The sequence below is a fragment of the Arthrobacter sp. ZBG10 genome, assembly GCF_001238605.1.
Taxonomy (GTDB): Bacteria; Actinomycetota; Actinomycetes; order Actinomycetales; family Micrococcaceae; genus Arthrobacter.
Window position 1 is genome coordinate 1 of record NZ_LFQH01000052.1, and the last position, 24,674, is coordinate 24,674.

The window sequence follows — 24,674 nt, forward strand, 5'->3', positions numbered from 1 at the left end:
CCGTTCCCGCCGGCACCAGCATTGGCGTCTGCCCCGGGCCCGCCCGTCTGCTCGAGGGCACCCAAGCCGGCACCGACCCCCAGTTCAGCCCCGAATCCGCCACCGCGGCCACCACCGTCACGGGAGTGGTCCTGGGGTCAGCCGGCGTGCTTCCTGCCAGCCGGCTGTCCCGCCTCGACGGGGCCACCGCCGTCGAAATTGCCAAGGAGCCAGGCGTACCCGCCAAGGACAGCGCCCCTCAGGAAACCCTTGCGGGCATCGTCGCCGGCCGTGCCACGGACCAGGCCTCCGTGCTCCAGGCCGACCCCGTCGCAAACCAGAAGGCATCGGCGGCTGCTGCCCTGAAGTTCTCCGCAACTGACGGTGACCTTCGCGGCATGGCCGCCACCAACTGCCAGCAGCCAGCCAATGACCAGTGGCTGGCCGGAGCGCGGACCACCGTAGGGCGGACATCCGTCCTGGTGCTCTCCAACGCGTCCACCACGCCGGCCACTGTCAGCCTTGAACTTTTTGGTGCCTCGGGCCAGATCCAGGCCCCGGGCAGCCGCGGCCTCCTCGTGGCGCCGGGAGCCACGCGTTCGGTCATCCTTGCCGGCCTGGCCCCATCCGAAGAACAGCTCAGCGTCCACGTCCGCAGCGCGGGCGGACCTGTGGCCGCCGTCATCCAGCAAAGTGTCCTCCGGGGACTTACCCCCGGCGGCGTCGATTTCATCGCACCCGGAGCCGCACCGTCCACACGCCAGGTCATGACCGGCGTCGACATCCAGGCCCCCGCAGCAGTCACAGCGATGACCGGAAAATCCGGCTACGACGACGCCGGCCCCGCCCTTCAGCTCACAGTGCCCGGCCCTTCAGATGCCGTGGTGGAGATCAGCCTGTACGGGCGGGACGGCCAGAAGGCACTGCCCGACGGCGGCGTGGTCACCGCCAAGGCCGGCGCCGTCACCGAGGTGCCGCTCGCCGGCGTCCCGGCCGGCCAATACACGGTTGCTGCATCCTCGGATGTCTCCTTTGTGGCCGCGGCGCGGATGAGCCGGGGCGTCGACGCAGAGAAGGAATCAGACGTGGCCTGGGCGCCGTCAGGTGTCCGGCTCGGCAGCCAGCACGTCGTGCCCGTGCCGCTGGGCGGCGTCCGGCAACTGGTATTCGGGGCCCTCGACGCGCGCGCCAGCATCACCTACGCCGCTGTCACGTCGGACGGCAAGGTCCGGGCCCCGGCAACGGCGGACATTGCCGGCGGCACCACCGCGGCCATCACCATTCCGGAGAAGACCGACGGCGCCGACGTTGTGGGCTACGTTGTCTCCGCTTCCGGGGATGCCGCGTACGGGGCGTTGCTGCTGCAGCAGGATGGCCGGAACGACATTTCGTCGCTGGCCTTTATGCCGGCGGCAGCCGGCCAGGAAAGCGTTCCGGTGGCACTGGGCTACTGACCCAGGCTGCCGGGGGCCGGCGCGGCTCAGTAGCGGCGCCGGTACACCGGGTCCAGGGTTTCCGGTGCCACGCCCAGCATCTCCGCGGTGTACTCCACCACCACATCATGGACCAGGTCCTGCAGTTCGTCGGAGCTCGCGGTGCCCTGCTCCACCACCCGCCGGTACACGGTGATCATGGGGCCGTCGTCGGCCGTGGCCGGCGCGGACGCGCCCATGGGCACGGCGGAAGCTGCGGCCGCCAACTGCTCAAGGTTGGGCGGAATCTCATCCACCCCGAAACGGACACCGTCCAGGGTTTTCCCCCAGATGTCGTGCAAACGCTGCGCCGATTCCATCACCATGTCATCAAAGCGGTCCGAGCGGGTGCGGTAGCCGGGGTGGGCGGGAAGCATCACCTCGCCGCGCAGGCCACGCCCGTGGCGGTTACGGCGGCGGGCAGTGAAGCCGCGGCCTGCTGATCCGGTGCCCGGATCCCTGTGGGCTTCCGGGTCAGCCAACCGGACCGTAAATGCTGATTCCTGGTTCGATGACTGCATACATTGACTGTAAACCCGGCACCTGGATTACGCGACAGGATCGCCGGAGCAGCCCGATGCGCGCGGCCGCGCGCCAATGCGCGGGTTCCGGCTGCCGGCCCGGTAGTCTGGGCTGTCGTGGGAGCTATCCGTCAGTGTTCAAGATCCGCCTGCCGCCAGTCAGCGGTGGCGACGCTGACCTACGTCTACGCGGATTCCACCGCGGTCCTCGGGCCCCTGGCCACCTACGCCGAACCCCACTGCTATGACCTGTGCAGCCAGCACGCCGACTCCCTGACCGTTCCCCGGGGCTGGGAAGTACTCCGTCTGGCCATGCCCACCACACCGCAGCAGCCAGGCCCCGACGACCTGCTCGCCCTGGCCGACGCCGTCCGCGAGGCGGCAGCCCAGCCTTCCCCGCAGCAGCGGCCTTCCGCCCAGCGTGGCCCCCACACGGCACTGGAAGCTCCGGCAGGAACCGAGGGAACCCGCAGGGGCCACCTGCGCGTCCTCCGGGAACCGTCCTGAGGCGCGGCGGGCGGTAGGCTGGACGCTGTACGTCAGTCCGCTACCGGCGCGAGCGCGCCCGCCAGGGAGCATGAACAAATGCCAAAGATCAGTCCCGAGCTGTTGTCAGTCCTGCGTTGCCCCGTGACCGGCTCACCCCTGGTCCAGGAGGGCGAGGAACTGGTGGCCACCAACGCCGGGGAAGCCGGCGCTGCGCCGCGCTACGCCATCCAGGACGGCATCCCGCTGCTCCTGCCGCCGGAACTGCTCGCAGCAGCCACCAGGGCCGGCTCGGACCAGCACGATCCCGCCGGCACCGCCGCGCCGTAGCGCGGAACCAGCACATCAGATCCAGAATTAAGGACCACTATGACTTTTGATTACAAGGTTGCCGACATTTCCCTGGCAGAGGCCGGACGGCACCAGATCCGCCTCGCAGAACACGAAATGCCGGGCCTGATGTCCCTGCGCGAGGAATTCGGTCCCACCCAGCCGCTCAAGGGCGCCCGGATCGCCGGTTCCCTCCACATGACCGTGCAGACGGCTGTGCTGATCGAGACCCTGACCGCCCTCGGCGCCGAAGTCCGCTGGGCCTCCTGCAACATCTTCTCCACCCAGGACGAGGCCGCCGCCGCCGTCGTTGTGGGCACGGGCACCGTGGACCAGCCCGCCGGCGTCCCGGTCTTCGCCTGGAAGGGTGAGTCGCTGGAGGAGTACTGGTGGACGGCAGAGCAGATCCTCACCTGGCCCGGTGCGGACACAAACCCGGACCTCGGACCCAACATGATCCTGGATGACGGCGGCGACGCCACCATGCTGGTGCACAAGGGCGTTGAGTTCGAAGCCGCAGGCGCTGTCCCCGCCGCGGACGCCAATGACTCCGACGAGCACGTCATCTTCCTGGACGTCATCCGCCGTTCCCTCGCCGCCGACCCGCAGAAGTGGGGCCGCATCGCCGGCACGATCAAGGGCGTCAGCGAGGAAACCACCACGGGCGTGCTGCGCCTCTACCAGCTCGCTGCGCAGGGCAAGCTCCTCTTCCCGGCCATCAACGTCAACGACTCGGTCACCAAGAGCAAGTTCGACAACAAATACGGCATCCGGCACTCCCTCCCGGACGGCATCAACCGCGCCACGGACGTGCTGATGGGCGGCAAGGTCGCCGTCGTCTGCGGCTACGGCGACGTGGGCAAGGGCGCGGCAGAGGCCCTCCGCGGCCAGGGTTCACGCGTAATCGTCACCGAGATTGACCCCATCTGTGCACTGCAGGCGGCAATGGACGGGTACCAGGTGGCAAAACTGGAGTCCGTCCTGGCCCTCGGTGACATCTTCATCACCACCACCGGCAACAAGGACGTCATCATGGCCGACCATATGGCGGGCATGAAAAACAAAGCCATCGTGGGCAACATCGGCCACTTCGACAATGAAATCGACATGGCCGGCCTGGCCCGGATCCCCGGCGTCAAAAAGGTCGAAATCAAGCCGCAGGTCCACGAATGGGTCCTTTCGGAAGGCACGGACTCCGAGCGGTCCATCATTGTCCTGTCCGAGGGCCGCCTGCTTAACCTCGGCAACGCCACGGGCCACCCGTCGTTCGTTATGAGCAACTCCTTCGCGAACCAGACCATCGCCCAGATCGAGCTGTGGACCAAGAAGGACCAGCCGGCCGACGAGCGCGAATACGAAAACCAGGTCTATGTCCTGCCCAAGATCCTGGACGAAAAGGTGGCCCGCCTCCACCTGGACGCCCTGGGCGTGGAGCTGACCGAACTGTCCAAGGACCAGGCCGAATACCTGGACATCGACGCCGCAGGCCCGTACAAGCCCGAGCACTACCGCTACTGACGGCCCGGGCACCGGCGGTCCCGCCGCCGGTGCCCGGCGAAGCCGTGCCACCAGGAACCCGGGTGCCCGCTGGCACCCGGGTTCCTTGCAACCACCTAGAATCGATGTATGGAGCCTGATACCAAGCCCCGCCGCAAGGGCAACGTCAAGAAGATTCTGGTGGTGGCCACCGTGTGCCTGCTCGCCGCCGCCGGCGGTGTGTTTGCTGCCGTAGCGCCGGGACTCGCCGGGACCCCGCTGGAGTCAGAGGCCGGCTCCGCAGCCCGGACGTCCCCCGGAATCGCCGCCCCCGTCATCACGCCCGTGAGCGTTGACGCGGCACCGGCCAACGGCGCCAAGCAGGTCAATCCGGCGGCCCCGGTGTCCCTCAAGGTTGACCACGGGACCATCGAACGGGTCTCCCTGACCAGCACCGGCGGCGAGGCGGTGGACGGCAGCATCGATCCGGCCGGCACCTCCTGGGCGGCAACCGGGGCGTTGAAGTTCAACACCGACTACAGCTACACGTACGTCCTCAAGGACAGTGCCGGCCGCGAAACGAGCACCACCCGGTCCTTCGCCACGGTTTCCAGCTCCCACGAGGCGGACGCCGCCATCTACCCGCTGGACGGCATGAAAGTCGGCGTCGGGCAACCCCTGCAGGTCACCTTCAGCGAACCCGTCCTGAACCGGGACGCCGTGGAAAAGGCCATCACCGTGACCAGCAGCGCTGGCCAGGTGGGCGCCTTCCACTGGTACAGCGACACCATGGTGCGGTACCGGGCCGAGACGTTCTGGGCTGCCAACTCCACCGTGTCCATGGACATGAAGCTATTCGGCGTCGACCTGGGCAACGGACAGATCGCCAATTTCAACAAAAGAATGAGCATCGCCATCGGTGACAAAAAAGTGGCCGTCGCGGATGCCACCGCGCACACGTTCACCTTGAGCGTGAACGACCAGCCGGTCAAGACCCTGCCGGTCAGCATGGGGGACAAGCGCTTCCCTTCGGCCCGCGGGTTCGGCGTCCTGATGGAGAAGAAACGATATGACCACTTCCGGGCGGCAAGCATCGGCCTCAAGCCAGGGGACCCCGCCTACTACGGCGAGGAGGACGTGGAGTACACCATCCGGCTCACCCTCAGCGGCGCGTACCTGCACCAGGCCCTGGATTCCGCCTTCCCCTTTATCGGGAACACCAACGTTTCGCACGGCTGCATCGGGTTCCTTCCCGACGGCGCCGCCTGGGTCTTCGAGAACCTCGGAACCGGTGACGTCGTCCAGATCATCAACACCGAAGGTGACTACGCCGCGAACGACGACGGTTTCGGCGACTGGAACATCCCGTGGGCCGAGTACGACAACTGACCTCAGCCGGTGAAGGGCAGCCGCTGCAGCCTTTCACCCACGTCCGCGTTGCGCCGGCGCGACCGGGTCAGCCGGATGAGCTCGCGTTGACGGCGTTCGGCCACAACGGCTGACAGGTAGTCCTCCGGGCCCGTGCCCGGCGGCGGGGGCGGGGCAACATACGCGGCCAGTTCCGTGGCGATCGACGCTGCCAGGCCCGCCCGGGACAGGGGCGCCATCCGGCCCGCCTGCCGCAGGAACTGGGCGGCGCGCCGGACGGTGGCATCAGGCAGCCGGCCGATATCCGCCGACTCCACCCAGGCCCGCAGCCAGGGGGGGACAAAGATCGGCACTGCCCGTTCCACCGGAACACGGCTGCGGACCGCGTACGTGCCCGCCATCAGGTCACCGAGGCGCCGGGACTTGTCGTTGAACAAGGACACGGCCAACGCCAGGCCGCCCAAAGTCAGGTAGATTTCCAGGAATCCCGTCAGGCCGCGGATGACTGCATGCCGGAACCGGATGGCTCCGCCGTCCTCGCGGACCACACGCAACCCGGTGGCCAGTTTTCCCAGCGAACTGCCCCGGCTCAGCGTTTCCACCGCCACCGGGACCACCACAAGGCAAAACACCACGCTGCACAGGACCAGGGCACGCTCAGCAGCCTCGTCCAGGTCCCCGCCGGCCGATGTCAGGCCGATCAGGATGGCCACCAGCAGCACACCGTGGCAGGCCACATCAATGAACAGGCCCAGGGCCCGGCCGCCAAAGGACGCGGGCCGCAGTTCCAGGACCACTGCCTCGCCGGTGATGATGGAGCTCACGCGGATGTTTCCTTCCGGGGGTGCGCGGTCCGGCGGGACGCCGGCCGGAACGTTGCGGACACTCAGAGTCTAGCGGCGGGAAGGTTAGGCTGGTCCCGTGGATATGGATGCCTTCTCGGCAGTGCACTCGGACAAGTGGTCGCGGCTGCATGGGCTGGCGCATAAACCCAGGTTGACCGGGCCCGAGGCTGATGAGCTCCTGGCCCTGTACCAGTCCACGTCCTCCCACCTGTCCCTCATCAGGTCGCTGGCGCCCGAGAGCGGGCTTTCCGCTTCCCTGTCCGCCACCCTGGCCCAGGCCCGGACGCGGTTTACCGGCGCCAGGAGCAACCCGATGGCCGACATTGCCAGGTTTTTTGTCGCTGCCCTGCCGGCGGCCCTGTACCGGATTTCCTGGCTGACCCTTGCCTGCGGCACCGCGTTCGTCCTGGTCGCCGCAGCCTTCGCCGTGTGGATCGGCACCAACCCGGACATGCTGCGGGCGGTTGCCTCGGAAGCCGAGGCGGCGCAGTACGTCAACAACGACTTCATCGATTACTACTCCGAGAACCCGGCGGCGTCCTTCGCAGGCGCCGTATGGACCAACAACGCCTGGATCTCCGCCCAGGCCGTAGCCCTGGGCATCACCGGATTCTGGGTGCCCATGATCCTGTTCAGCAATGCGCAGTCGGTTGGGGTGGCGGCCGGGATGTTTGTTGCCGCCGGCAAGCCGGATGTGTTTTTCAGCTACATCCTGCCGCACGGAATGATGGAGCTCACTGCCGTGTTTGTGGCCTGTGCTGCGGGGCTCCGGATTTTCTGGGCCATGGTGTCCCCGGGCCGGCAGACCCGCGGCAGGGCCGTGGCCCGGGAAGGCCGGTCCCTGATCACGGTGGCGCTGGGTCTGGTGCTGGTGCTGTTCGTCTCGGGGCTGGTGGAGGGTTTTGTTACCCCCTCACCGCTGCCCGTCTGGGCGAAACTGGGCATCGGCGCCTCCGTGCTGGCGGCCTACTGGACCTATGTCCTGGTGTGGGGGCGGCGCGCCTTCCTGGCCGGGGAACGCGGTGACCTGCGCAGCGAGGACGCAGGCTATACGGAAATCGCTGCCTGAATCGTTGTAATCCGTGCGGGGTGGTTTCTCGCCCTGCCAACAGGGCGGACGGTAGGCTCGGGTGCAGAAACAGGCGCCAGCGGACCCCAGCGCGGCGCGGAAACCGACGGAAGAGACGCTGCTGTGAAAGACGAAACACCGGCCCGCGCCAAAAGCGCCGATCCTCAGCAGGAACCCCACCTGGACACCTCAGGCGACACCGACGAGCCCGCGTTCTCCTGGCTTTCCCCGGCCGAACCCACCGGCAACAAGAAGCCGGCCACGGGCAAGCCGGCCACGGGCCCCTCGGCTGCAGCCAAGCCAGGTCAGACCACAAGCGGTACCGCGGCTGCGGCCAAGCCAGGTCAGACCACAACCGGTACCGCGGCTGCGGGAACAGCGGCTGCAACCGCCGCCGGCGCCACACCCGTCACACCCGTCACACCCAGCCAGCCGGACAGCAGGGCCGGCCGGAAAGCCGCTGCTGCCGCCGTCGAGCCCTCCGGCGCTGATCCGTCGGCGCGCGGCACCTCTCCGGTGTTCAAGGAACCCCTGCCCACCTCGGCACTCCAGGTCCGGCCGCCGGACGAGGAAGTGGAACGCCGCAACGCCCAGCGCGAAAGTGCCGCCAACGCGAAGCCGGTCCTGCCGCGCGTGATGCAGGTGCTGCTGGCCGTGTTCTACCCCCTGACGCTCCTGATCCTCGCTGTCCGCGCCGTCACCAGCCCGCTGTTCCTCTGGGTGGAGTACAACCGGCCCGGCTTCCCGGGCGACGGTTACGGGTTCAGCACCGACGACAGGATGACCTACGGTTCCTACGCCGTGGACTACCTGAGCAACTGGTCCGGCCCCCGCTACCTGGGTGACCTGATGCACCGCAGCGGAGACAAATTGTTCAAGGACGGCGAAGTCAGCCACATGGCCGACGTCAAGGTGGTGATCCTGTCCACGTTCGGCGCGGGCGTGCTGCTGCTGGTGCTGGCCCTGGTCGCCATCCTCTACCTGCGTAAACGCAGCAACGGCGGCGTCCGGCGCGCGCTTTTCGCCGGTTCCCTCGCCACGCTGGCCCTGATCCTGGGGCTGGGCACCCTGGCCGCACTGGGCTGGCAGCAGTTCTTCACCGAGTTTCACCGGATCTTCTTCGCGGCCGGCACCTGGACGTTCAGCCTGGACGACACCCTGATCCGCCTCTTCCCGGGGCAGTTCTGGATCGACGCCGGCATTGTGATCGGTGCGTTGGTGCTGGTGGCAGCAGTAGTGACCCTTGTCTTGACGTGGCCCACCCGCCGGCGCCGCGGCCTGGCACCCAACGAGTCAACGGCCACTGCCAATCAGGCGTAAAGCCGCGCCACCTCAGCCGCGAAACCACTGACGACGGCGGCCCGCTTCAGTTTCAGGGACGGCGTCAGGTGGCCCGATTCGACGGTGAAATCGGCGTCCAGGAGCGCGAACGAGCGGATGGACTCGGCCGTGGACACCAGCTGGTTTGCCTGGTCCACCGCCTCCTGCACGGCCGCCCGGATGGCCGGGTCCGTGCAGGCCCGGGCCACAGTCAACGGCGGCAGCCCTCGCTCCGAGCACCAATTGGCCAGCCCTTCGGGGTCAAGCGTCACCAGGGCCGCCACAAAAGGCCTTCCGTCGCCCACCACCACCGCATGGGCTACCAGCGGATGCGCGCGCACTTTTTCCTCCAGGGGACCCGGGGCCACGTTTTTACCACCGGCCGTGACCAGGAGGTCCTTCTTGCGGCCCGTGATGGTCAGGAATCCGTCGTCGTCCAGCCCACCCAGGTCGCCGGTCCGGAAAAAGCCGTCCACAAAGGCGTCCGCATTGGCCTGCGGGTTGGCGTGATAGCCCCGGAAAACGCCAATGCCCTTGACCAGGATCTCGCCGTCCGCCGCCACCCGGATGGTGGTCCCTGGGATGGGGATGCCCACCGTGCCTACGCGCGTCATGCCGGGCGTGTTCGCGGTGCAGGGCGCCGTGGTTTCGGTCAGGCCGTACCCCTCGAGGACCGGGATTCCGGCGCCGCGGAAAAAGTGGGCATCGTCGGGGGCCAGGGCGCTGGCGCCGGAGACCGTAAAGGCCACCTGCCCACCCAGGGCGGCGCGGAGCTTCGGGTACACCAGCCTGTCGAAGAGCCGGTGCCTGGCGCGGCACAGCAGGCCCGGCCCGGTCCCTTGGCCCCGGCCCTGCCTGTCCAGTTCGCGGGAATAGTCGATCGCGGTGGCTGCCGCGGCACCAAACAGGCGGGCCTTGCCACCCACGGCAGCTTTGTGGGTGGCGCCGGCCCGGACCTTTTCGAAGATGCGGGGGACCACCAGCAGGAAGGTGGGGCGGAAGGTTTCCAGGTCCGCCAAAAGTTGGGCAGCTCCCGGCGTGTGGCCCAGGGTGGCGCCGGCACTGAGGCACACCACCTGCACGGCACGGGCCAGGACATGGGCCAGCGGAAGGAACATCAGGGTCCGTGCCTGGTCCTGCAGCAGCACCTCGGGGAGGAACGCCACAATGTTCCTGGCCACCAGGGCGAAGTTGCCGTGCGTAATCTCACAGCCCTTTGGCTTGCCCGTGGTCCCCGACGTGTAGACCAGCGACGCCAGGTCGGCCAGGCCCGCCCTGGTGCGGTGCCGCTCCAGCTCAGTGTCGGCCACGCCCGCCCCCGCAGCGGCGAGGCTGGCCAGGTTGGGGGCCTCGCCGTCGTAATCCATCCGGACCACCCCCACCAGGCGGTCCCGCAGCCGGTCCGAACCGGCCAGGACCCCGCCCACCAGGTCCGCCAGGGCGCTGGTGCCGGCGAACACACGGCGGACTCCGGCGTCCTCGAGGATCCACTCGACCTGGCCCGGTGCGGAGGTTTCATAGATGGGGACGGTCACGCCGCCGGCGAACCAGATGGCGAAGTCAACAACTGTCCACTCATAGGAGGTGGCGGACATCACCGCCACGGCATCGCCGGTCTCCAGGCCGCCGGCCACCAGGCCCTTGGCCAGCGCCCGGACTTCCTGGAGGAACGCCCGGGCCGGCACGTCCACCCAGCCGTTGGGGCCCTTCCGGCGGTACAGCGCGTGCGCCGGGTTGGCCGCATGCCGCTCCAGCAGCAGGTCCGTGACGTTGCTGCCGGCGTCAAGCTCAACCAGCAGAGCTGTGCTTGCTTCCCTCACAGCCGGCCTCCGTTCCGCTGCCACCGCCCCGGCAGGGGCGCCGATGGGTCGTTCCTGCCATCCTGCCCTAGATCCAGGACGGCATCCACATGCGGACCTTCCACGCGTCGTAGGGGATGGTCTCCGCCGCCCACACCGGGTAGAAGAAGGCGGAAAGCAACACCGCAGCCGCAAGGAATACCACCACCACATACAGCCCTGAACGGCGGCGCCACGGCGGGTCGGCGGGCCTGCCCAGGACCAGTCCCAGGCAGTAGACCAGGGCCAGGACCAGAAACGGCTCGAAGGAGACCGCATAGAAGTAGAACATGGTCCGCTCGGGGTACATGAACCACGGCAGGTACCCCGCGGCCATGCCTGCCAGCACCGCGCCGGCGCGCCAGTCCCGCCGCCCGGCCCACCAGAAAAGGAGCACCACCAGGGAGGCCGCGGCCGTCCACCAGATCAGCGGATTGCCAACGGAGAGGATGGCTGAGGTGCACTTGGCCACATCGCACGCCCCGGTGCCCTGCGGCGGGGATTCGTAGAAGAACGATGTGGGCCGGCCCATCACCAGCCAGCTCCAGGCGCTTGCCTCATACGGGTGTTCCGAGCCCAGCCCCTGATGGAACTTGTACGCCTCAAGATGGTAGTGGGCCAGGGACCGGAGGGGGCCCGGCAGCCAGCCCCATTCCGTGGACGGGTTGGCCTGGGCCCAGTTACGGAAGTAGGCGTCCCGGGAGGCGAACCAGCCGGCCCACGTGGCGGTGTAGACAGCGCCGGCCACGGGCACCATGCTGAGGAACGCCGGCAGGCCGTCCTTGATGATTCCGGCGCTGATCCAGCCGCGGATGCCCGCCACCCGACGGGCGCTGAGGTCCCACAGGACCGTCAGCAGACCGAACCCGGCCAGGAAAAACAGCCCGGACCATTTGGTGCCCACGGCCAGGCCCAGGCAGACACCGGCTGCGATGCGCCACCAGCGGATCCCCAGCCAGGGTCCGGACAGCAGCACGGCCGACGCAGGCAGTCCACCCTGCGCCGTCGCCGCCGTGCCCAGCCGGGCAGCGAGCCGGCGCCGGCCATCGTCACGGTCCATCAGCAGGGCACCGAAGGCCGCCAGGACCCAAAACATCAAGAAGATGTCCAGCAGCGATGTCCGGGACATCACCAGGTGGTGGCCGTCAACGGCCAGGAGCAGCCCTGCCGCGCCTGCCAGCGGCAGGGACCGGAACAGCTTGAGGGCGACCAGGGAAATCAGCAGCACCGAGAGGGTGCCTGTCAGGGCGGCCGCAAACCGCCACCCGAACGGATTTTCGGGCCCGAAAAGCCGCATGCCGGCAGCGATCATCCATTTGCCCACCGGCGGGTGGACCACGTATTCGGGGGTGTCCAGCAGGATGGCCGGGTTGCCGGCGTTGAACGAATCGTTGGCCTTGTCCGGCCAGCTGCGCTCATAGCCGCTGACCAGGTAGGAGTAGGCGTCCTTGACGTAGTAGGTTTCGTCGAAAACCAGCTTGTGCGGCTCGCCCAGCCGGACAAAACGGAGCACGCCGGCCACCGTAGTGGTGAGTACCGGGACCAGGACAAACCACAGTCGCAGCGACGGCGGATAATCCCGCCAGCTGCGGATGCTGCCCAGCAGCCGGGCCTGCAGCGCTTCGGCTGTGAACGCCACGGCGGGCCGGGCCACCCACGGCCGGCGGGCTTGGTGTCCGGGAGAGGCGGCCGGTGCGGCATCGCCGGCTCCTGCCGGCCGGGTGGAGGTCTGCGTCACGGGCCCCATGCTACCTTTTGCAGCTGGCAGTCCGCCGCGGCAGTAGGCTTGGGGCGTGGAACCTAACCCCAGCACCCGCCCGGATTCCGGCACGCCAACCGTGGGACGCATCGTGCTTGCGGCCACCCCGATCGGAAACACCGGTGATGCCTCGGCCCGGTTGGTGGAGCTCCTGGGCACGGCTGACATCGTGGCTGCCGAAGACACCCGCCGCCTGCACCGGCTGGTCCAGGGCCTTGGCGTTACCGTGACCGGCCGCGTCATCAGCTACCACGAGCATAATGAGGCGGCCAAAACCGGGGAACTGCTGGACCAGGTCCGGGCGGGAAGCACCCTGTTGATGGTTACCGACGCCGGCATGCCCGCCGTGTCCGATCCGGGCTTCCGCCTGGTTGCGGGAGCGGTTGCCGCCGGACTCACGGTCACCGCCGCGCCGGGACCCTCCGCAGTGCTGACCGCGCTGGCCTTGTCCGGCCTGCCCACCGACAGGTTCTGCTTCGAGGGTTTCCTGCCCCGGAAGGCCGGCGAACGGGCGTCCCGGCTGGCGGACCTCGCCGCGGAACGCCGCACCATGGTGTTCTTCGAGGCCCCGCACCGGCTGGAGGTTATGCTCCGGGCCCTTCGCGAACGGTTCGGCCCCGACCGGCCCATCGCCGTCTGCCGTGAACTGACCAAAACCTACGAGGAAGTCATCCGGGGAACGCTGGGCGAGCTCCTGCTGTGGGCGGAGGGCAATGAGGTCCGCGGCGAGATCGCGGTGGTGCTCGGCGGTGCCCCGGAGCAGGCAGCCGGAACACCGGAGGATCATGTTGCCGCAGTCAACGAGCTGATGGCCCAGGGCATCCGGCTCAAGGAGGCTGTGGCGGCAGTCGCCGAAGACGTCAGGGTCAGCAAGCGGGAACTTTATTCGGCAGTCCTCGCCGCCCGCTGAGCTCGGCCCCCCTGCCGCCGCGGCACGGCCCTGCGGTTGTGCAGGTGCACAGCCGGATCGGCATTTGGCAGTGCGTGCAGGCGTAGACCCGGACGAAACCGCGGCAGTAGGGTGACTGTTAATCAGCCCAATGAGCCCGGTCACTTCCGGCCGCGCCCGTGGGTTGCAACAACCCCTACTGACGAGGGAGTCATCGTGACTGTCACTGCACTGCCGGCCGTAACCGCCGAGCGCGAAAGCAGCCTTCTGGCCTCGGTTCCCACCGGCCTGCTGATCAACGGCGAGTGGCGTGCCGCCGCTTCGGGCAAGACGTTCGACGTCGAGGATCCGGCAACGGGAAAGGTCCTGCTGAGCCTCGCCGACGCCGGCGCCGAAGACGGTGCCGCCGCCCTGGACGCTGCCGCCGCGGCACAGGAATCGTGGGCCAAGGTCCCGCCGCGCGAACGAGGCGAGATTCTGCGCCGGGCCTTCGACCTGGTGACCGAACGCGCAGAAGATTTCGCCCTGCTGATGACCCTGGAAATGGGCAAGCCGCTGGCCGAGGCCCGCGGTGAGGTCACCTACGGCGCCGAGTTCCTGCGCTGGTTCTCCGAAGAGGCAGTGCGCGCCTTTGGCCGCTACTCCGTTTCCCCGGACGGCAAGTCCCGGCTGCTGGTCACCAAAAAGCCGGTAGGCCCCTGCCTGCTGATCACGCCCTGGAACTTCCCGCTGGCCATGGCCACCCGCAAGATCGCCCCGGCCGTGGCCGCCGGCTGCACCATGGTCCTGAAGTCGGCGAATCTCACCCCGCTGACTTCCCAGCTGTTCGCCGCCGTGATGATGGAAGCCGGGCTGCCGGCCGGCGTCCTGAACGTCATCCCCACCTCCACCGCCGGGGCCACCACCGGTCCGCTGATCAAGGACTCCCGGCTGCGGAAGCTGTCCTTCACCGGTTCCACAGAGGTGGGCCGCCGGCTGCTGTCCGATGCTTCCGAAACTGTCCTGCGGACCTCCATGGAGCTCGGCGGCAACGCCCCGTTCCTGGTCTTCGAAGACGCCGACATCGACGCTGCCGTAGCAGGGGCCATGCTGGCCAAGCTGCGGAACATGGGTGAGGCCTGCACGGCCGCCAACCGCTTCATTGTCCACGAATCCGTCGCCGCGGAATTCGCGGAAAAGTTCGCCGCCAAGATGAAGGACATGACCACGGCCCGGGGCACCGAACCCGAATCGAAGGTTGGCCCGCTGATCGACGCCAAGAGCCGCGACAAAGTCCACGAGCTGGTCTCGGATGCCGTCGCCGCCGGCGCCACCGCAGTCCTGGGCGGCAGCCCGGTGGAGGGCCCCGGCTACTTCTACCAGCCCACCATCCTGTCCGGCGTCACCGAAGGTACCCGGATCCTGGCCGAGGAAATCTTCGGACCCGTCGCACCGATCATCACTTTCAGCACCGAGGATGATGCTGTCCGGCTGGCCAACAACACCGAATACGGGCTGGTGGCCTACGTCTTCACCAAGGACCTCAACCGCGGCATCCGGATGGGTGAACGGCTTGAAACCGGCATGCTGGGCCTGAACGCCGGCGTTATTTCCAACGCAGCGGCACCCTTCGGCGGCGTCAAGCAGTCCGGCCTTGGCCGCGAAGGCGGCCTCGAAGGCATCGAGGAGTACCTCTACACGCAGTACATCGGCATCGCAGACCCCTACGCCGGCTAACCCGGCTGGCCCGGCAAAGTCTTGCCGGGCTACCGCAGGCCGCCGCGTGCTCTCCGCCAGGAGCGTGCGGCGGCCTGTGCTGTTCCCCGGACACCCCGGCCCACGGCCCTGAAGGGTGCGCCGGTGAGGAATCCGAGCCGCCGCATCACCGACGGCGGGACCCAGGTGGCGATGAAACGGCCCGGACCGCCGGCATTGGCCCGGAGGGCCGCCTGGAGCGCGTCGATGTGGTCCCGCGGGCTGGCCGGGTCCGCCGGCCCGGCAGGCTCCGGATTTGCAGCCTCTGGATTTGTGGCCTCCTGATTGGCCGGGCCCAAACCTGCAGCCTCCGGCGGGCCGTACTGGTTCCGCTCGTAACCTGTGGTCAGCGCGGCAGCAGCCAGGTGCGCCGCGCGGTCCATCCCGTCCGGTTCGCCCAGCAGGGAACGGCGGAGCCGTGCGGAGTACGCACGCGGGGTCTCACTGGGCCCGGGCGGCAGGCCGTAGTCCGTGCCAAGGTCCGCCAGCTCGGCCCAGGCCAGGGGAGCAGCGGCAGTTGCGTTGCGGGGCCGGAGCCGGCGGGCCCGGATTCCGGTCCGCAGCAGGAACGGCGAGGCCAGCAGCAGGCCGCCGGCCAGGACACCACCGGCGCCCAGCAGCCAAGGCAGCAGGCGGGGACCGGCGTCGGCCGTTCCGTTGTCCTGCGGGACCGGAGCCGCGGAAACGCTGGGGGCCGGGGAAGGGACCTGGCCCGGTTCGGGAAGGAGGTCATCGTTGTTGTCCAGCGAATCGGCCGTCCCCGGCGCCGACGCCTCGGTGGCGTAGGTGGGAACGACGCCCCGGGACGGGGTGGGCTCAAACGGGACCCAGCCGAGGCCCTGGAAGTACAGCTCGGGCCAGGCGTGCGCGTCGCGGCCATCCACCTCGTATTCGGACAGCGGGCCCTGCCCTGCCACGGGCACCGTTTCACCGGTCAGCCGGCCGGGCGCGTAGCCCACGGCGATACGGCTGGGGATGCCCTGGAGCCGGGCCATCACCGCCATAGCGGAGGCGTAGTGGACGCAGTATCCGCTCTTCTGCTCCAGGAAGTCCGCCAGCACCGAGAGCCCGTTGCCGTCGTAGCCGCCCTGGACAGGGGACTGGAGGGAATAAGTGAAATCCGCGGACCGCAAATATTTCTGGATGGCCATCGCCTTTTGGTACTGCGTTCCGGCAGCGCCGGCCACGGTCTCGGCGGTGCTGCGGACACTGGCGGGGACATTCCCCGGAACTCTGGTGAAAGTGTCGGAAATGTCCTGCGCGGGACCCGTGGACCGGGCCAGGAGCGCCGGGGTCAGGGCAGGAGCGGACGAGGTGACGATGTAGTCCTGACGCCGGGATGTGGTGTCGGTGCCCTTGATGCTGAGCGTTGCTGGGTCCCACGTCCACTGGCCGTTCAGGCCCCGCACCGTCTCGGGGGCATAAGGCGCCGGCAGGTAGTTGCTGCTGAGTGAGCCGGTGTCGATGGCTGTCACCTGGCGTTGCTGCGCATCGGCCAGGACCTGGTAGCCGGGATCAATCGGGCCGGCCAGCCGTATCCGGGACTCATTCCGGTCATCCGGGCCCCAGGAATCGCCGTCAAAATTTTCCACGGTGACCGTGCGGAGATACAGCGGGGACGTGGCGTTGGTGGCATAGGTGATGCGTCCGGTGCCGTCAGGGGTCCGCAGGCTGTTGCCCAGCGTAATCATGGGGTTCAGGCCGGTGGAGGTGCCCCACGGGTTGAGCCTTGAGCCCTGCGGGAACGTACCCTGGTCGAAACCGGGGATGACGGCGGGAACCAGCAGGGCAGCCACCAGCGCCACGGAGCCGGTGAGGGCAGCACGGCGCAGGTGTCCCGTGCTGCCGGCGGCGTCTGTCTGCGTACCAAATCCGGGTGCAAACCACTGGCTGCAACCCAAAATCAGCAAGTACCCGGCCACGGTGGCAACAAACCCCCAGAAACCGACGCTTTGCGGCTTGATCATGGCAGGGACCACCAGCAGCGCCAGCAGGGCAGCGCCCGTGGCTGCAGGCATGCCCAGCGGCACCGCGAGGGCATCCACCAGGATCACCGTGAGGCCCAGCACGGCGCACACAACCATCACAATGCCCGCATTGGGCGCCACGGGCGCCGTTTCCGACAGCACTGTTTCGCTGGCGCGCCCGATCAGCCGGTCGAGTTCGCCGAAGGTGGCGCCGCCGGGAATGACACCGAGGATGCTGGAACTGCGGAAGAACGTGAGCGTCAGGATGCCGCCGAGGGCCAGGAACCCGCCGAACGTCACCAGCAACGGCTGGGCGCGCAGCCCGCGGAGCGCTGCCAGCGTGAAGCTGACCACGAGGACCGTGGTCAGGACGGGAAGATACCAGTTCCAGCCCCGGAGCACACCGTTAAGGGACAGCGCGGCGCCGCAGACAGCCAGCGCAACGGCTGCTGCCATGGCCCACGGAAAAAGGCCCACCCTGGCGCGGCGGGGTGCGGCGCCCGCCCCGTTGTCCTGCTGCTGGCCCTGTCCCGGGGTCCGCGGTGGCGCCAGCGTCATCTGGCCACCCCCGCCCCGCGCCGGACCTCAGCCGCAGGGGTGGCGGCAACGGCGTCGTCCCCGTCGAAGCCTGCCCACGCCGAAGCAACCGGGACGGCGGGGGCCACAGCTACAGCACGCCAGCCACCCTGGCGGAGGACCTCGAGAACGTCTGCCTGGTCGCCAGGCTTCTCAGCCACCACCAGGGCGAACGCGTTGGTGCCGTACCCGGCGGCCGGAGCAAGGGCCAGGGCTTCCTCTGCGGAGATCCGGCCCAGCACGGCGATCAGCGGCCCGCGCATCCGGTGGGCGGAAAGCTTGTCCATCAACTGGTCATCAAACGGGGCCGGACCTGCGTCCTGGCCGCCTCGGGGGTCAGTGCGGTTCGCGAAGTCCCACAAAGAGCCATCACGGGCGTGGCCGGAGCCGGACAGGGCGATGGCGGCGAGGCTTTCGGCGATCGACTGCAGACCGGCGCTGCCGGTGAACTCCTCGGCAGCGGGATCCGGCGCAGACGGTGAGTGCAGGAACGCCGGCTCGCCCCTGGGGTCCAGCAGGCGCAGCACATAGTTGCGTTCGGTGAGGTGCGCGGCGATGGACATCGCCGCCACCACCGCCCACTCGAAGGTGTCGCTGGTAGGCATCGACTGCCCGCCCCTGGCCTGCTGCCGGGCCTGCTTCGCTGCGGGGGACGGCCCGGTACTGCCGGCGAAGGCGCCGAACCGGTGGTCGAGGATCAAGGTGGCCTCCGGTGTGGTGACCGATTCCTCCTGCCGCACCATCAACGCCCCGTGCCGGGCCGTGGCAGCCCAATGGACCCTGCGCATGGGGTCGCCGTGCCGGTATTCGCGGGTCATAACGTCATCGTCGCTGGGGTTGGCCCGGATCCGGGTGGCCGTGATGCCGTCGTTACCGCGCGCCCCGGCCAGTCCTGTCAGGGGCAGCACCACGGCGGCCGGCGTGACCGTGAGGATGTCGCCGTCGTCAATGGCCTGCCGGTGCGTGGACAGGCCGAAGGGGTCCGAGAACTCGGCCATGACCGGACCTATCCGGAACTGGCCGCGTTGGGCCGAGCGGAGGTGGTATTCGTACCGGCTGGTGCCGCCGGCAGCTGACCGGGCGGGGAACCGGAACATGGGGGACTCACCGAACCGGGAAGGCAGCCGTTCCTCCATGGTGGCCCGGCCGCTGCCGGGATCCTTCCGCGCCACCGCCAGCCGGACGGTGGCGGGCGCAGAGGTTTCCACAGGGGACGGATGAAACTCGCGGTAGACCTGGAACCTGGGCTTGACCAGCCGGATCCCTGCCAGCGAGATAAAAGGCAGGACCAGCAACAGGATGCCCAGGGTCAGCAGGTCCCGGCGGCCCATAACGAAGGCTGCCCCAAGGGCCACCCCGCCCGCTGCCAGCATGCCCCAGCCCCGGGGGGTCAGGAGATGTCGGGGAAACCGGTCCAGCAGCGCCATCTGAGCCGCCGCCTAGCGGTTCCTGCCCAGGCCGGAGGCTGGGGCACTCCGGGCCGGCCGCGTCCCGGGCTGTCCCGCGGAAGCATGCGTGACAGGGAGCCGCTGCAGGATGCCCTGCAGCACGGTATGCGCCGTTTCGCCGGCACCGGCAGCCTTCCTGTCCAGGAGGATACGGTGGGCCAGCACAGCTTCCGCCACCTGCAGCACATCGTCCGGGAGGACAAAGCCGCGCCCGTCAAGCGCTGCCGTGGCCTTCGCCGCCCGGAGCAGCTGCAGCATGGACCGGGGGCTGGCGCCCAGCCGGAGCAGCGGGCTTTCCCGGGTGGCCCGGCCCACGGACACGGTGTACTCCTTGACGGCCTGGGACACGTAGACGTCCTGCACGGTGGTAATCATGGCGGCGACCTCGGCGGTGGTGACCACCGGCGTGACCTTGGCCAGGGGAGAGGCGGACTGATGGGTTTCCAGCATCTGGATTTCCGCGTCCATGTCCGGATAGCCCATGGAGATCCGGGCCATAAAGCGGTCACGCTGGGCCTCGGGAAGAGGGTAGGTGCCCTCCATCTCGATGGGATTCTGCGTGGCCACCACCATAAAGGGCTCGTCGAGCTTGTAGGAGTGCCCGTCCACGGTGACCTGGTGCTCCTCCATGCATTCCAGGAGCGCCGACTGGGTCTTGGCGGAGGCCCTGTTGATTTCGTCGCCGATCACGATGTTGGCGAAGACTGCCCCGGGCCGGAACTCAAACAACCGGGATGACTGGTTGTAGATGGAGACACCGGTGACGTCAGAGGGCAGCAGGTCCGGGGTGAACTGGATCCGGTTGACGCTGCAGTCGATGCTCCTGGCCAGCGTTTTGGCCAGGAGGGTCTTCCCCACTCCGGGGACATCCTCGACCAGCAGGTGGCCCTGGGCCAGCAGCACCGTCAGGGCAAGCCGGGCGGCGTCCGATTTGCCGTCGATCACTGTATTGACCGTCGTGAGGATGCGCTGCGCGGCAGCGTGGAACGCCGCGTCGTCCAGCGCCGCAGGCCGGTGCCCGTTCAGGGCGCTGACAGAGCCCGCCAGGCCCGCCGGATTGCGGTTCGCAGCGGTTCCATCGGCAGTGCGTCGGTGGGATTCCATCGGCAACCTTTCAGCCCAGGGGTTCGCCCGGACGGGACAGCAAGCCTGCCTTCGCCCGTCGGTGGGCGTTCGCATCTGTTCGTCCCAGACTACTAACACAACTGCCGCGGTAGACAGAGAGTTCCGACAAAAAATACCTGCCGTTCCGGCCGCTAGGCTGGGACGATGTGCACTCCGCAGACCCCCGCCGCCTACCTGGACCCCGCCGCAGGGACGGCAGCCGAAGCCCAGGGCTCCACAAAACGCGGGTTTCCGCCCGCTCCCGAGCCGCTGCCGGTGCCGGTGATGGACAACCACACGCACCTGGACTTTCCGGACGGGCCGGCTCCGGTGGGGGTGCGGGCAGCCATGGACGCAGCCGCGGCCGTGGGCGTGCAGGGCGCCGTCCAGGTGGGCTGCGACCTGGAATCGTCGCGGTTCACGGTGCAGGCGGTGGAACTGGACCGCCGGCTGCTTGGCGCAGTGGCGCTGCATCCCAACGACGCCCCGCTGTACGCCGGCCGCGGCGAACTCGAAAGTGCGCTCGCGGAAATCGAGCAACTGGCAGCCCATCCCAGGATCCGCGCCATCGGCGAGACCGGACTGGACTTCTACCGTACCGAGGGCGCGGGGCTGGCCGCCCAGCGGCACTCGTTCCGGCGGCACATCGACATTGCCAAGCGCCTGGACCTCACCCTGCAGATCCACGACCGGGATGCCCACAACGACGTGGTGCAGGTACTGGAAGAGGAAGGCGCCCCGGAGCGCGTGGTCTTCCATTGCTTCTCCGGCGATGCGGACCTGGCCAGGATCTGCAACCGGAAAGGCTGGTTCATGTCCTTCGCCGGCACTCTGACCTTCAAAAACGCGGACAACCTGCGTGCAGCGCTCGCGGTGGCTGATCCCGGCCTTGTCATGGTGGAAACGGATGCCCCGTTCCTCACTCCGCATCCACACCGGGGGCGCCCCAACGCGAGCTACATGGTGCCTTACACGGTCCGGGCGATGGCCGGTTTGACAGGAACCGACCTGGCCCGGCTCTGCACCGAGATCAGCGAAAATACCGTGCGGGCCTACGGATCCTGGACCTAGGAAGGGCCTGTCCAGCATCCATTCAGGAATACCAGGTATGCAGATTTGTTGGCTGGTTTATAACGCTACGGTTACAGTGGAAAGATATTAGCCGGGGTCGGGGAAGGCCACCGGGTAAATCATTTTTCCTTCCATGACTGGCTGCGCGGGCTTCCGCCCGCGCCAATCGGGCCTGGAATGTGGCGGCGCGACGGTGCCCGGACTGCCTGTATTCCAGGTGGTTCCGGGCATTTTATTGCGTTTTTCCCCGTGCCCGGATGGACCGAGAGTTACGGGCAATCGTGGTCAAGTACTTCACATCAGACGGCAAGTTGAGCGTCGTCAAGGTTGGTGCACAGGTTCTGGTGCTGTGCGCGCTGGTTGCGGGGCTCGTAGCCTTCGTTGGAAATAACAAAACGGTCACGCTGAATGTTGACGGAAAAGTCAGTTCGGTGCAGACCTTCGGCGGCACTGTGGGCCAGGTGGTCAAGGGCGCCGACTTCGACCTCAAGTCCACCGACCGGATCTCCCCCGACGTCGACTCGTCGGTCCGCAACGGTACCGTCATCAACGTGAACCAGGCCAAGGAAGTCAAGGTCAGCCTGGACGGTTCCGAGCAGACGGTCAACACCACCGCGCAGGACGTGGCCGGCCTCGTGACCGAACTCGGCGTCGCCAGCGCCTCCTCGGTGTCAGCCCCCAAGGACGCCCAGCTGGCACTCGCAGGCTCCTACGTGTCCATCTCCACGCCGAAGAGCGTCAGCATCGTCGCGGACGGTAAAGCCTCCGCCACCACCACCACTGCCGCAACCGTGGGCACCGTCCTGGACGACGCCGGCCTGACCCTTGGTGAGAACGACCGCACCTCCCAGCCGGCCAACGCCCCCGTGGTCAACAACATGGTGATCAAGGTTTCCCGCGTTGACACCAGCCAGACCGCCGTCACCAGCGAAGAGATTCCCTTCGAGTCCGTCACAGCCGAGGACGCCAACGTCCTGGTGGGCGAGAAGACCGTGACCCAGGCCGGAGTGGCCGGCAAGAACGAAAAGACCTTCAAACTGGTCCTGGTGGACGGCCGCGAAGCGTCCCGCACCCTGGCTTCCGAGACTGTGGCCGTCCAGCCCGTCACGGAGCAGATCACCGTGGGTACCAAGCCCAAGCCGGTGCCCCAGGCAGCGCCTGCACCCGCAGCTGCTGCGGGCGGCAGCAACACCGGAGCCGCAGCTCCCGGCATGATGAACGAAGGTATGTGGGACCGGATCGCCCAGTGTGAATCCACCGGCAACTGGAGCATCAACTCGGGCAACGGCTACTACGGCGGCCTCCAGTTCGACGTCCGGACCTGGATCGGCTCCGGCGGCGGCGCCTACGCCCCCAACGCCAGCCTGGCCACCAAGGCCCAGCAGATCGACATCGCCAACCGCGTCTATGCGCAGCGCGGCCTCCAGCCGTGGGGCTGCGGCTGGGCCGCCGGCGGATAGCCAGGCACCCCCGCCAGCAGGCGAACAGCAGCCGGCCCCGGTACCCACCGGGGCCGGCTGCTGCCGTTAACGGGGCAGGTCCGCGGCGCCGCCCGGGATAGGATACTCAGGTGACTGAACCGATCCCCGCCGCGCCCGCACCCCTGTTCGGTGCCACCGACATCCGCAGGCTGGCGGAGGAAATCGGGATCAGGCCCACCAAAACCCTGGGCCAGAACTTCGTCATCGATGGCAATACGATCCGCCGGATCGTGACAGCTGCCGGCGTGGGCCCGGCGGAAACGGTCCTGGAAGTCGGGCCCGGGCTCGGGTCGCTGACCCTGGGCCTCCTCGACGCCGCCGCGGCCGTGGTCGCCGTCGAAATCGATCCCGTCCTGGCAGCCAAACTTCCCGAAACGGTGGCGCAGTGGCGTCCCGCCGCGGCCGGCTCCTTCCATCTGGTCCACGCCGACGCCATGAAGGTGACGGAACTGCCCGTCCAGCCCACCGCGCTGGTGGCAAACCTGCCCTACAACGTTGCCGTCCCCGTGGTGCTGCACCTGCTCCAGCATTTCCCCAGCCTGCAGCACGGGCTGGTTATGGTCCAGGATGAGGTGGCGGACCGGCTGGCTGCGGGCCCCGGGTCCAAAACCTACGGCGTGCCGTCCGTCAAGGCCGCCTGGTACAGCCGGATGCGCAAGGCCGGCGTGATCGGCATGAACGTCTTCTGGCCGGCACCCAAGATCCACTCAGGGCTGGTCGCCTTCACCCGGCACGAGCCGCCCGCCACCACTGCCACCCGCGAACAGGTCTTCGCCGTCGTCGATGCTGCCTTCGCCCAGCGCCGCAAGACCCTCCGGGCTGCCCTGGCCGGCTGGGCCGGCGGCGCGCCCGAAGCCGAACGCTGCCTGGTGGCTGCCGGCGTGGACCCCACAGCAAGGGGCGAGGTCATCGACGTCGCCGCGTTCGCAAGGATCGCGGAAGCCAAGGCGGCCCGGTCATGAACGCCCTCCCCGGGCGGTTCCCGGCCCGCACCGTGAGGGTCAAGGCGCCCGGGAAAATCAACGTATCCCTCAACGTCGGTCCGCTCCGGGACGACGGCTACCACTCGGTGGCCAGCGTCTACCTGGCAGTGTCCCTCTACGAGGAAGTGGCCGCCACCAGCACCGAATGCCCCGGGATCACCGTCAGCCTCAGCCCGGAAAGCTCCCTGGACCTGGACGCCGTTGACATTCCGCTCGACGCCGGCAACCTCGCCTACCGGGCGGCCGCCATCATGGCGGACGTTTCCGAACATGCCACCGGCGTGCACCTGGAGATTACCAAACGGGTCCCCGTGGCCGGTGGCATGGGCGGTGGCTCCGCAGACGCCGCCGCGACCCTCCTTGCCTGCGATGCGCTGTGGAACAGCGGACTCTCCCGCGAGGAACTCGCGCACCTCGCGGCCGAACTCGGCGCGGACGTACCGTTCTCGCTCCTGGGCGGCACGGCCGTGGGCCTTGGCCTCGGCGACCAGCTCTCACCCGCGCTGGCCAAGGCCCAGACACACTGGGTCCTGGTGGCCGCCGACTACGGCCTGGCCACCCCTGACGTCTACCGCACCCTGGACCGGCTGCGCGCCGACGAGGGCATCGTGGCCGCCGAGCCCACCGGCGTCGACCCGGGAATCCTCACCGCCCTGCGGGGAGGGGACGCCGACGCCCTGAGCCGGGTCCTCATCAACGACCTGCAACGCGCCGCGATCGACCTGGCCCCGGCCCTGCGCGATACGCTGGGACTCGGCGAATCGCACGGAGCGATCGCCGGCCTTGTGTCCGGTTCGGGCCCCACCGTGGCACTGCTCGCCGATGACCCCCTCGCGGCGGAAGCGCTGGCCACGGATCTTCGACGCTACGGCCACGCGGCCCTTGCAGTGCACGGCCCCGTCCCCGGGGCCCGCATCATTTCCGACACCCTTTTGTAGATCTTCAGCCCCGCAGCAGA

Annotated in this window: 20 protein-coding genes; 13 read left to right on the forward strand and 7 right to left on the reverse strand. The window is 68.4% G+C overall.

Features of this window, described 5'->3' with window-relative positions; translation table 11 throughout:
- Positions 1 to 1,433: DUF5719 family protein (locus ACU18_RS19940; RefSeq protein ID WP_050686214.1), on the forward strand; the 1,433-nt coding region annotated here is incomplete at its 5' end.
- A gap of 26 nt (positions 1,434 to 1,459) precedes the next feature.
- Here ACU18_RS19940 and ACU18_RS13180 read toward each other — a convergent pair.
- Positions 1,460 to 1,972 (reverse strand): metallopeptidase family protein, encoded by a 513-nt coding sequence (locus ACU18_RS13180; RefSeq protein ID WP_050686216.1) that lies wholly within the window; start codon positions 1,970 to 1,972, stop codon positions 1,460 to 1,462.
- Between the two features lie 117 nt (positions 1,973 to 2,089).
- On the opposite strand from ACU18_RS13180, the gene ACU18_RS13185 reads away from it, so the two are divergent.
- The 4 genes from ACU18_RS13185 (at position 2,090) to ACU18_RS13200 (ending at position 5,653) form a co-directional block, all read left to right on the forward strand.
- Positions 2,090 to 2,479, forward strand: a complete 390-nt coding sequence (locus ACU18_RS13185; RefSeq protein WP_050686218.1) for a DUF3499 domain-containing protein — start codon at positions 2,090 to 2,092, stop codon at positions 2,477 to 2,479.
- Positions 2,480 to 2,557: 78 nt separating this feature from the next.
- Positions 2,558 to 2,788, forward strand: a complete 231-nt coding sequence (locus ACU18_RS13190) for a Trm112 family protein (protein WP_050686220.1) — start codon at positions 2,558 to 2,560, stop codon at positions 2,786 to 2,788.
- 39 nt (positions 2,789 to 2,827) lie between these two features.
- Complete coding sequence (gene ahcY / locus ACU18_RS13195; protein ID WP_050686222.1) at positions 2,828 to 4,306, forward strand: adenosylhomocysteinase; 1,479 nt, start codon at positions 2,828 to 2,830, stop codon at positions 4,304 to 4,306.
- Positions 4,307 to 4,414: 108 nt separating this feature from the next.
- Entirely contained in the window at positions 4,415 to 5,653 is a 1,239-nt protein-coding gene (locus tag ACU18_RS13200) for a L,D-transpeptidase (RefSeq protein ID WP_050686224.1), read from the forward strand.
- A gap of 2 nt (positions 5,654 to 5,655) precedes the next feature.
- Here the strand turns inward: ACU18_RS13200 and ACU18_RS13205 are convergent, their stop codons facing one another.
- Entirely contained in the window at positions 5,656 to 6,456 is an 801-nt protein-coding gene (locus ACU18_RS13205; RefSeq protein ID WP_050686226.1) for an RDD family protein, read from the reverse strand.
- A 97-nt stretch (positions 6,457 to 6,553) separates the two neighbouring features.
- Here ACU18_RS13205 and ACU18_RS13210 point away from each other — a divergent pair, with 97 nt between their 5' ends.
- The gene (locus ACU18_RS13210) at positions 6,554 to 7,546 is read left to right on the forward strand and encodes a stage II sporulation protein M (RefSeq protein ID WP_197273579.1); all 993 of its coding nucleotides are present in this window, start codon (positions 6,554 to 6,556) and stop codon (positions 7,544 to 7,546) included.
- A gap of 123 nt (positions 7,547 to 7,669) precedes the next feature.
- On the forward strand, positions 7,670 to 8,866 hold the full coding sequence (locus ACU18_RS13215; protein WP_050686230.1) for a TIGR01906 family membrane protein: 1,197 nt from the start codon (positions 7,670 to 7,672) through the stop codon (positions 8,864 to 8,866).
- On the opposite strand, the gene ACU18_RS13220 is transcribed toward ACU18_RS13215, so the two are convergent.
- Together ACU18_RS13220 and ACU18_RS13225 are read right to left on the reverse strand one after the other, a co-directional pair.
- Positions 8,857 to 10,686 carry an AMP-dependent synthetase/ligase gene (locus ACU18_RS13220; RefSeq protein ID WP_050686231.1) on the reverse strand — a complete coding sequence of 610 codons (1,830 nt, stop codon included), beginning with the start codon at positions 10,684 to 10,686 and terminating at the stop codon, positions 8,857 to 8,859. The genes ACU18_RS13215 and ACU18_RS13220 overlap by 10 nt on opposite strands.
- Positions 10,687 to 10,753: 67 nt before the next feature.
- Positions 10,754 to 12,451: a dolichyl-phosphate-mannose--protein mannosyltransferase gene (locus ACU18_RS13225; protein WP_050686233.1), complete on the reverse strand. Its 1,698-nt coding sequence runs from the start codon at positions 12,449 to 12,451 to the stop codon at positions 10,754 to 10,756.
- 46 nt (positions 12,452 to 12,497) lie between these two features.
- Between ACU18_RS13225 and rsmI the strand changes: the two genes are divergently transcribed.
- On the forward strand, positions 12,498 to 13,373 hold the full coding sequence (gene rsmI, locus ACU18_RS13230) for a 16S rRNA (cytidine(1402)-2'-O)-methyltransferase (protein ID WP_050686239.1): 876 nt from the start codon (positions 12,498 to 12,500) through the stop codon (positions 13,371 to 13,373).
- 195 nt (positions 13,374 to 13,568) lie between these two features.
- Positions 13,569 to 15,068 carry an NAD-dependent succinate-semialdehyde dehydrogenase gene (locus ACU18_RS13235; protein ID WP_050686242.1) on the forward strand — a complete coding sequence of 500 codons (1,500 nt, stop codon included), beginning with the start codon at positions 13,569 to 13,571 and terminating at the stop codon, positions 15,066 to 15,068.
- Between the two features lie 29 nt (positions 15,069 to 15,097).
- On the opposite strand, the gene ACU18_RS13240 is transcribed toward ACU18_RS13235, so the two are convergent.
- The 3 genes from ACU18_RS13240 to ACU18_RS13250 are packed head-to-tail and all read right to left on the reverse strand — an operon-like array spanning position 15,098 to position 20,181.
- Positions 15,098 to 17,611 (reverse strand): transglutaminase family protein, encoded by a 2,514-nt coding sequence (locus ACU18_RS13240; RefSeq protein ID WP_050686244.1) that lies wholly within the window; start codon positions 17,609 to 17,611, stop codon positions 15,098 to 15,100.
- Positions 17,608 to 19,056, reverse strand: a complete 1,449-nt coding sequence (locus ACU18_RS13245) for a DUF58 domain-containing protein (protein WP_050686246.1) — start codon at positions 19,054 to 19,056, stop codon at positions 17,608 to 17,610. Before ACU18_RS13245 ends, ACU18_RS13240 begins: the two co-directional genes overlap by 4 nt.
- Before the next feature lie 12 nt (positions 19,057 to 19,068).
- Entirely contained in the window at positions 19,069 to 20,181 is a 1,113-nt protein-coding gene (locus ACU18_RS13250) for an AAA family ATPase (protein WP_050686247.1), read from the reverse strand.
- Positions 20,182 to 20,346: 165 nt separating this feature from the next.
- Between ACU18_RS13250 and ACU18_RS13255 the strand changes: the two genes are divergently transcribed.
- The 4 genes from ACU18_RS13255 (at position 20,347) to ACU18_RS13270 (ending at position 24,654) form a co-directional block, all read left to right on the forward strand.
- A complete protein-coding gene (locus tag ACU18_RS13255; RefSeq protein ID WP_050686249.1) occupies positions 20,347 to 21,252 on the forward strand; it encodes a TatD family hydrolase in 906 nt (301 codons plus the stop codon).
- Between the two features lie 257 nt (positions 21,253 to 21,509).
- Positions 21,510 to 22,712 carry a resuscitation-promoting factor gene (locus tag ACU18_RS13260; RefSeq protein ID WP_197273580.1) on the forward strand — a complete coding sequence of 401 codons (1,203 nt, stop codon included), beginning with the start codon at positions 21,510 to 21,512 and terminating at the stop codon, positions 22,710 to 22,712.
- 110 nt (positions 22,713 to 22,822) lie between these two features.
- Positions 22,823 to 23,695, forward strand: coding sequence for a 16S rRNA (adenine(1518)-N(6)/adenine(1519)-N(6))-dimethyltransferase RsmA (rsmA, locus tag ACU18_RS13265; protein WP_050686251.1), 873 nt, complete (start codon positions 22,823 to 22,825; stop codon positions 23,693 to 23,695).
- Complete coding sequence (locus ACU18_RS13270) at positions 23,692 to 24,654, forward strand: 4-(cytidine 5'-diphospho)-2-C-methyl-D-erythritol kinase (RefSeq protein WP_050686252.1); 963 nt, start codon at positions 23,692 to 23,694, stop codon at positions 24,652 to 24,654. Before rsmA ends, ACU18_RS13270 begins: the two co-directional genes overlap by 4 nt.
- Positions 24,655 to 24,674: the final 20 nt, after the last annotated feature.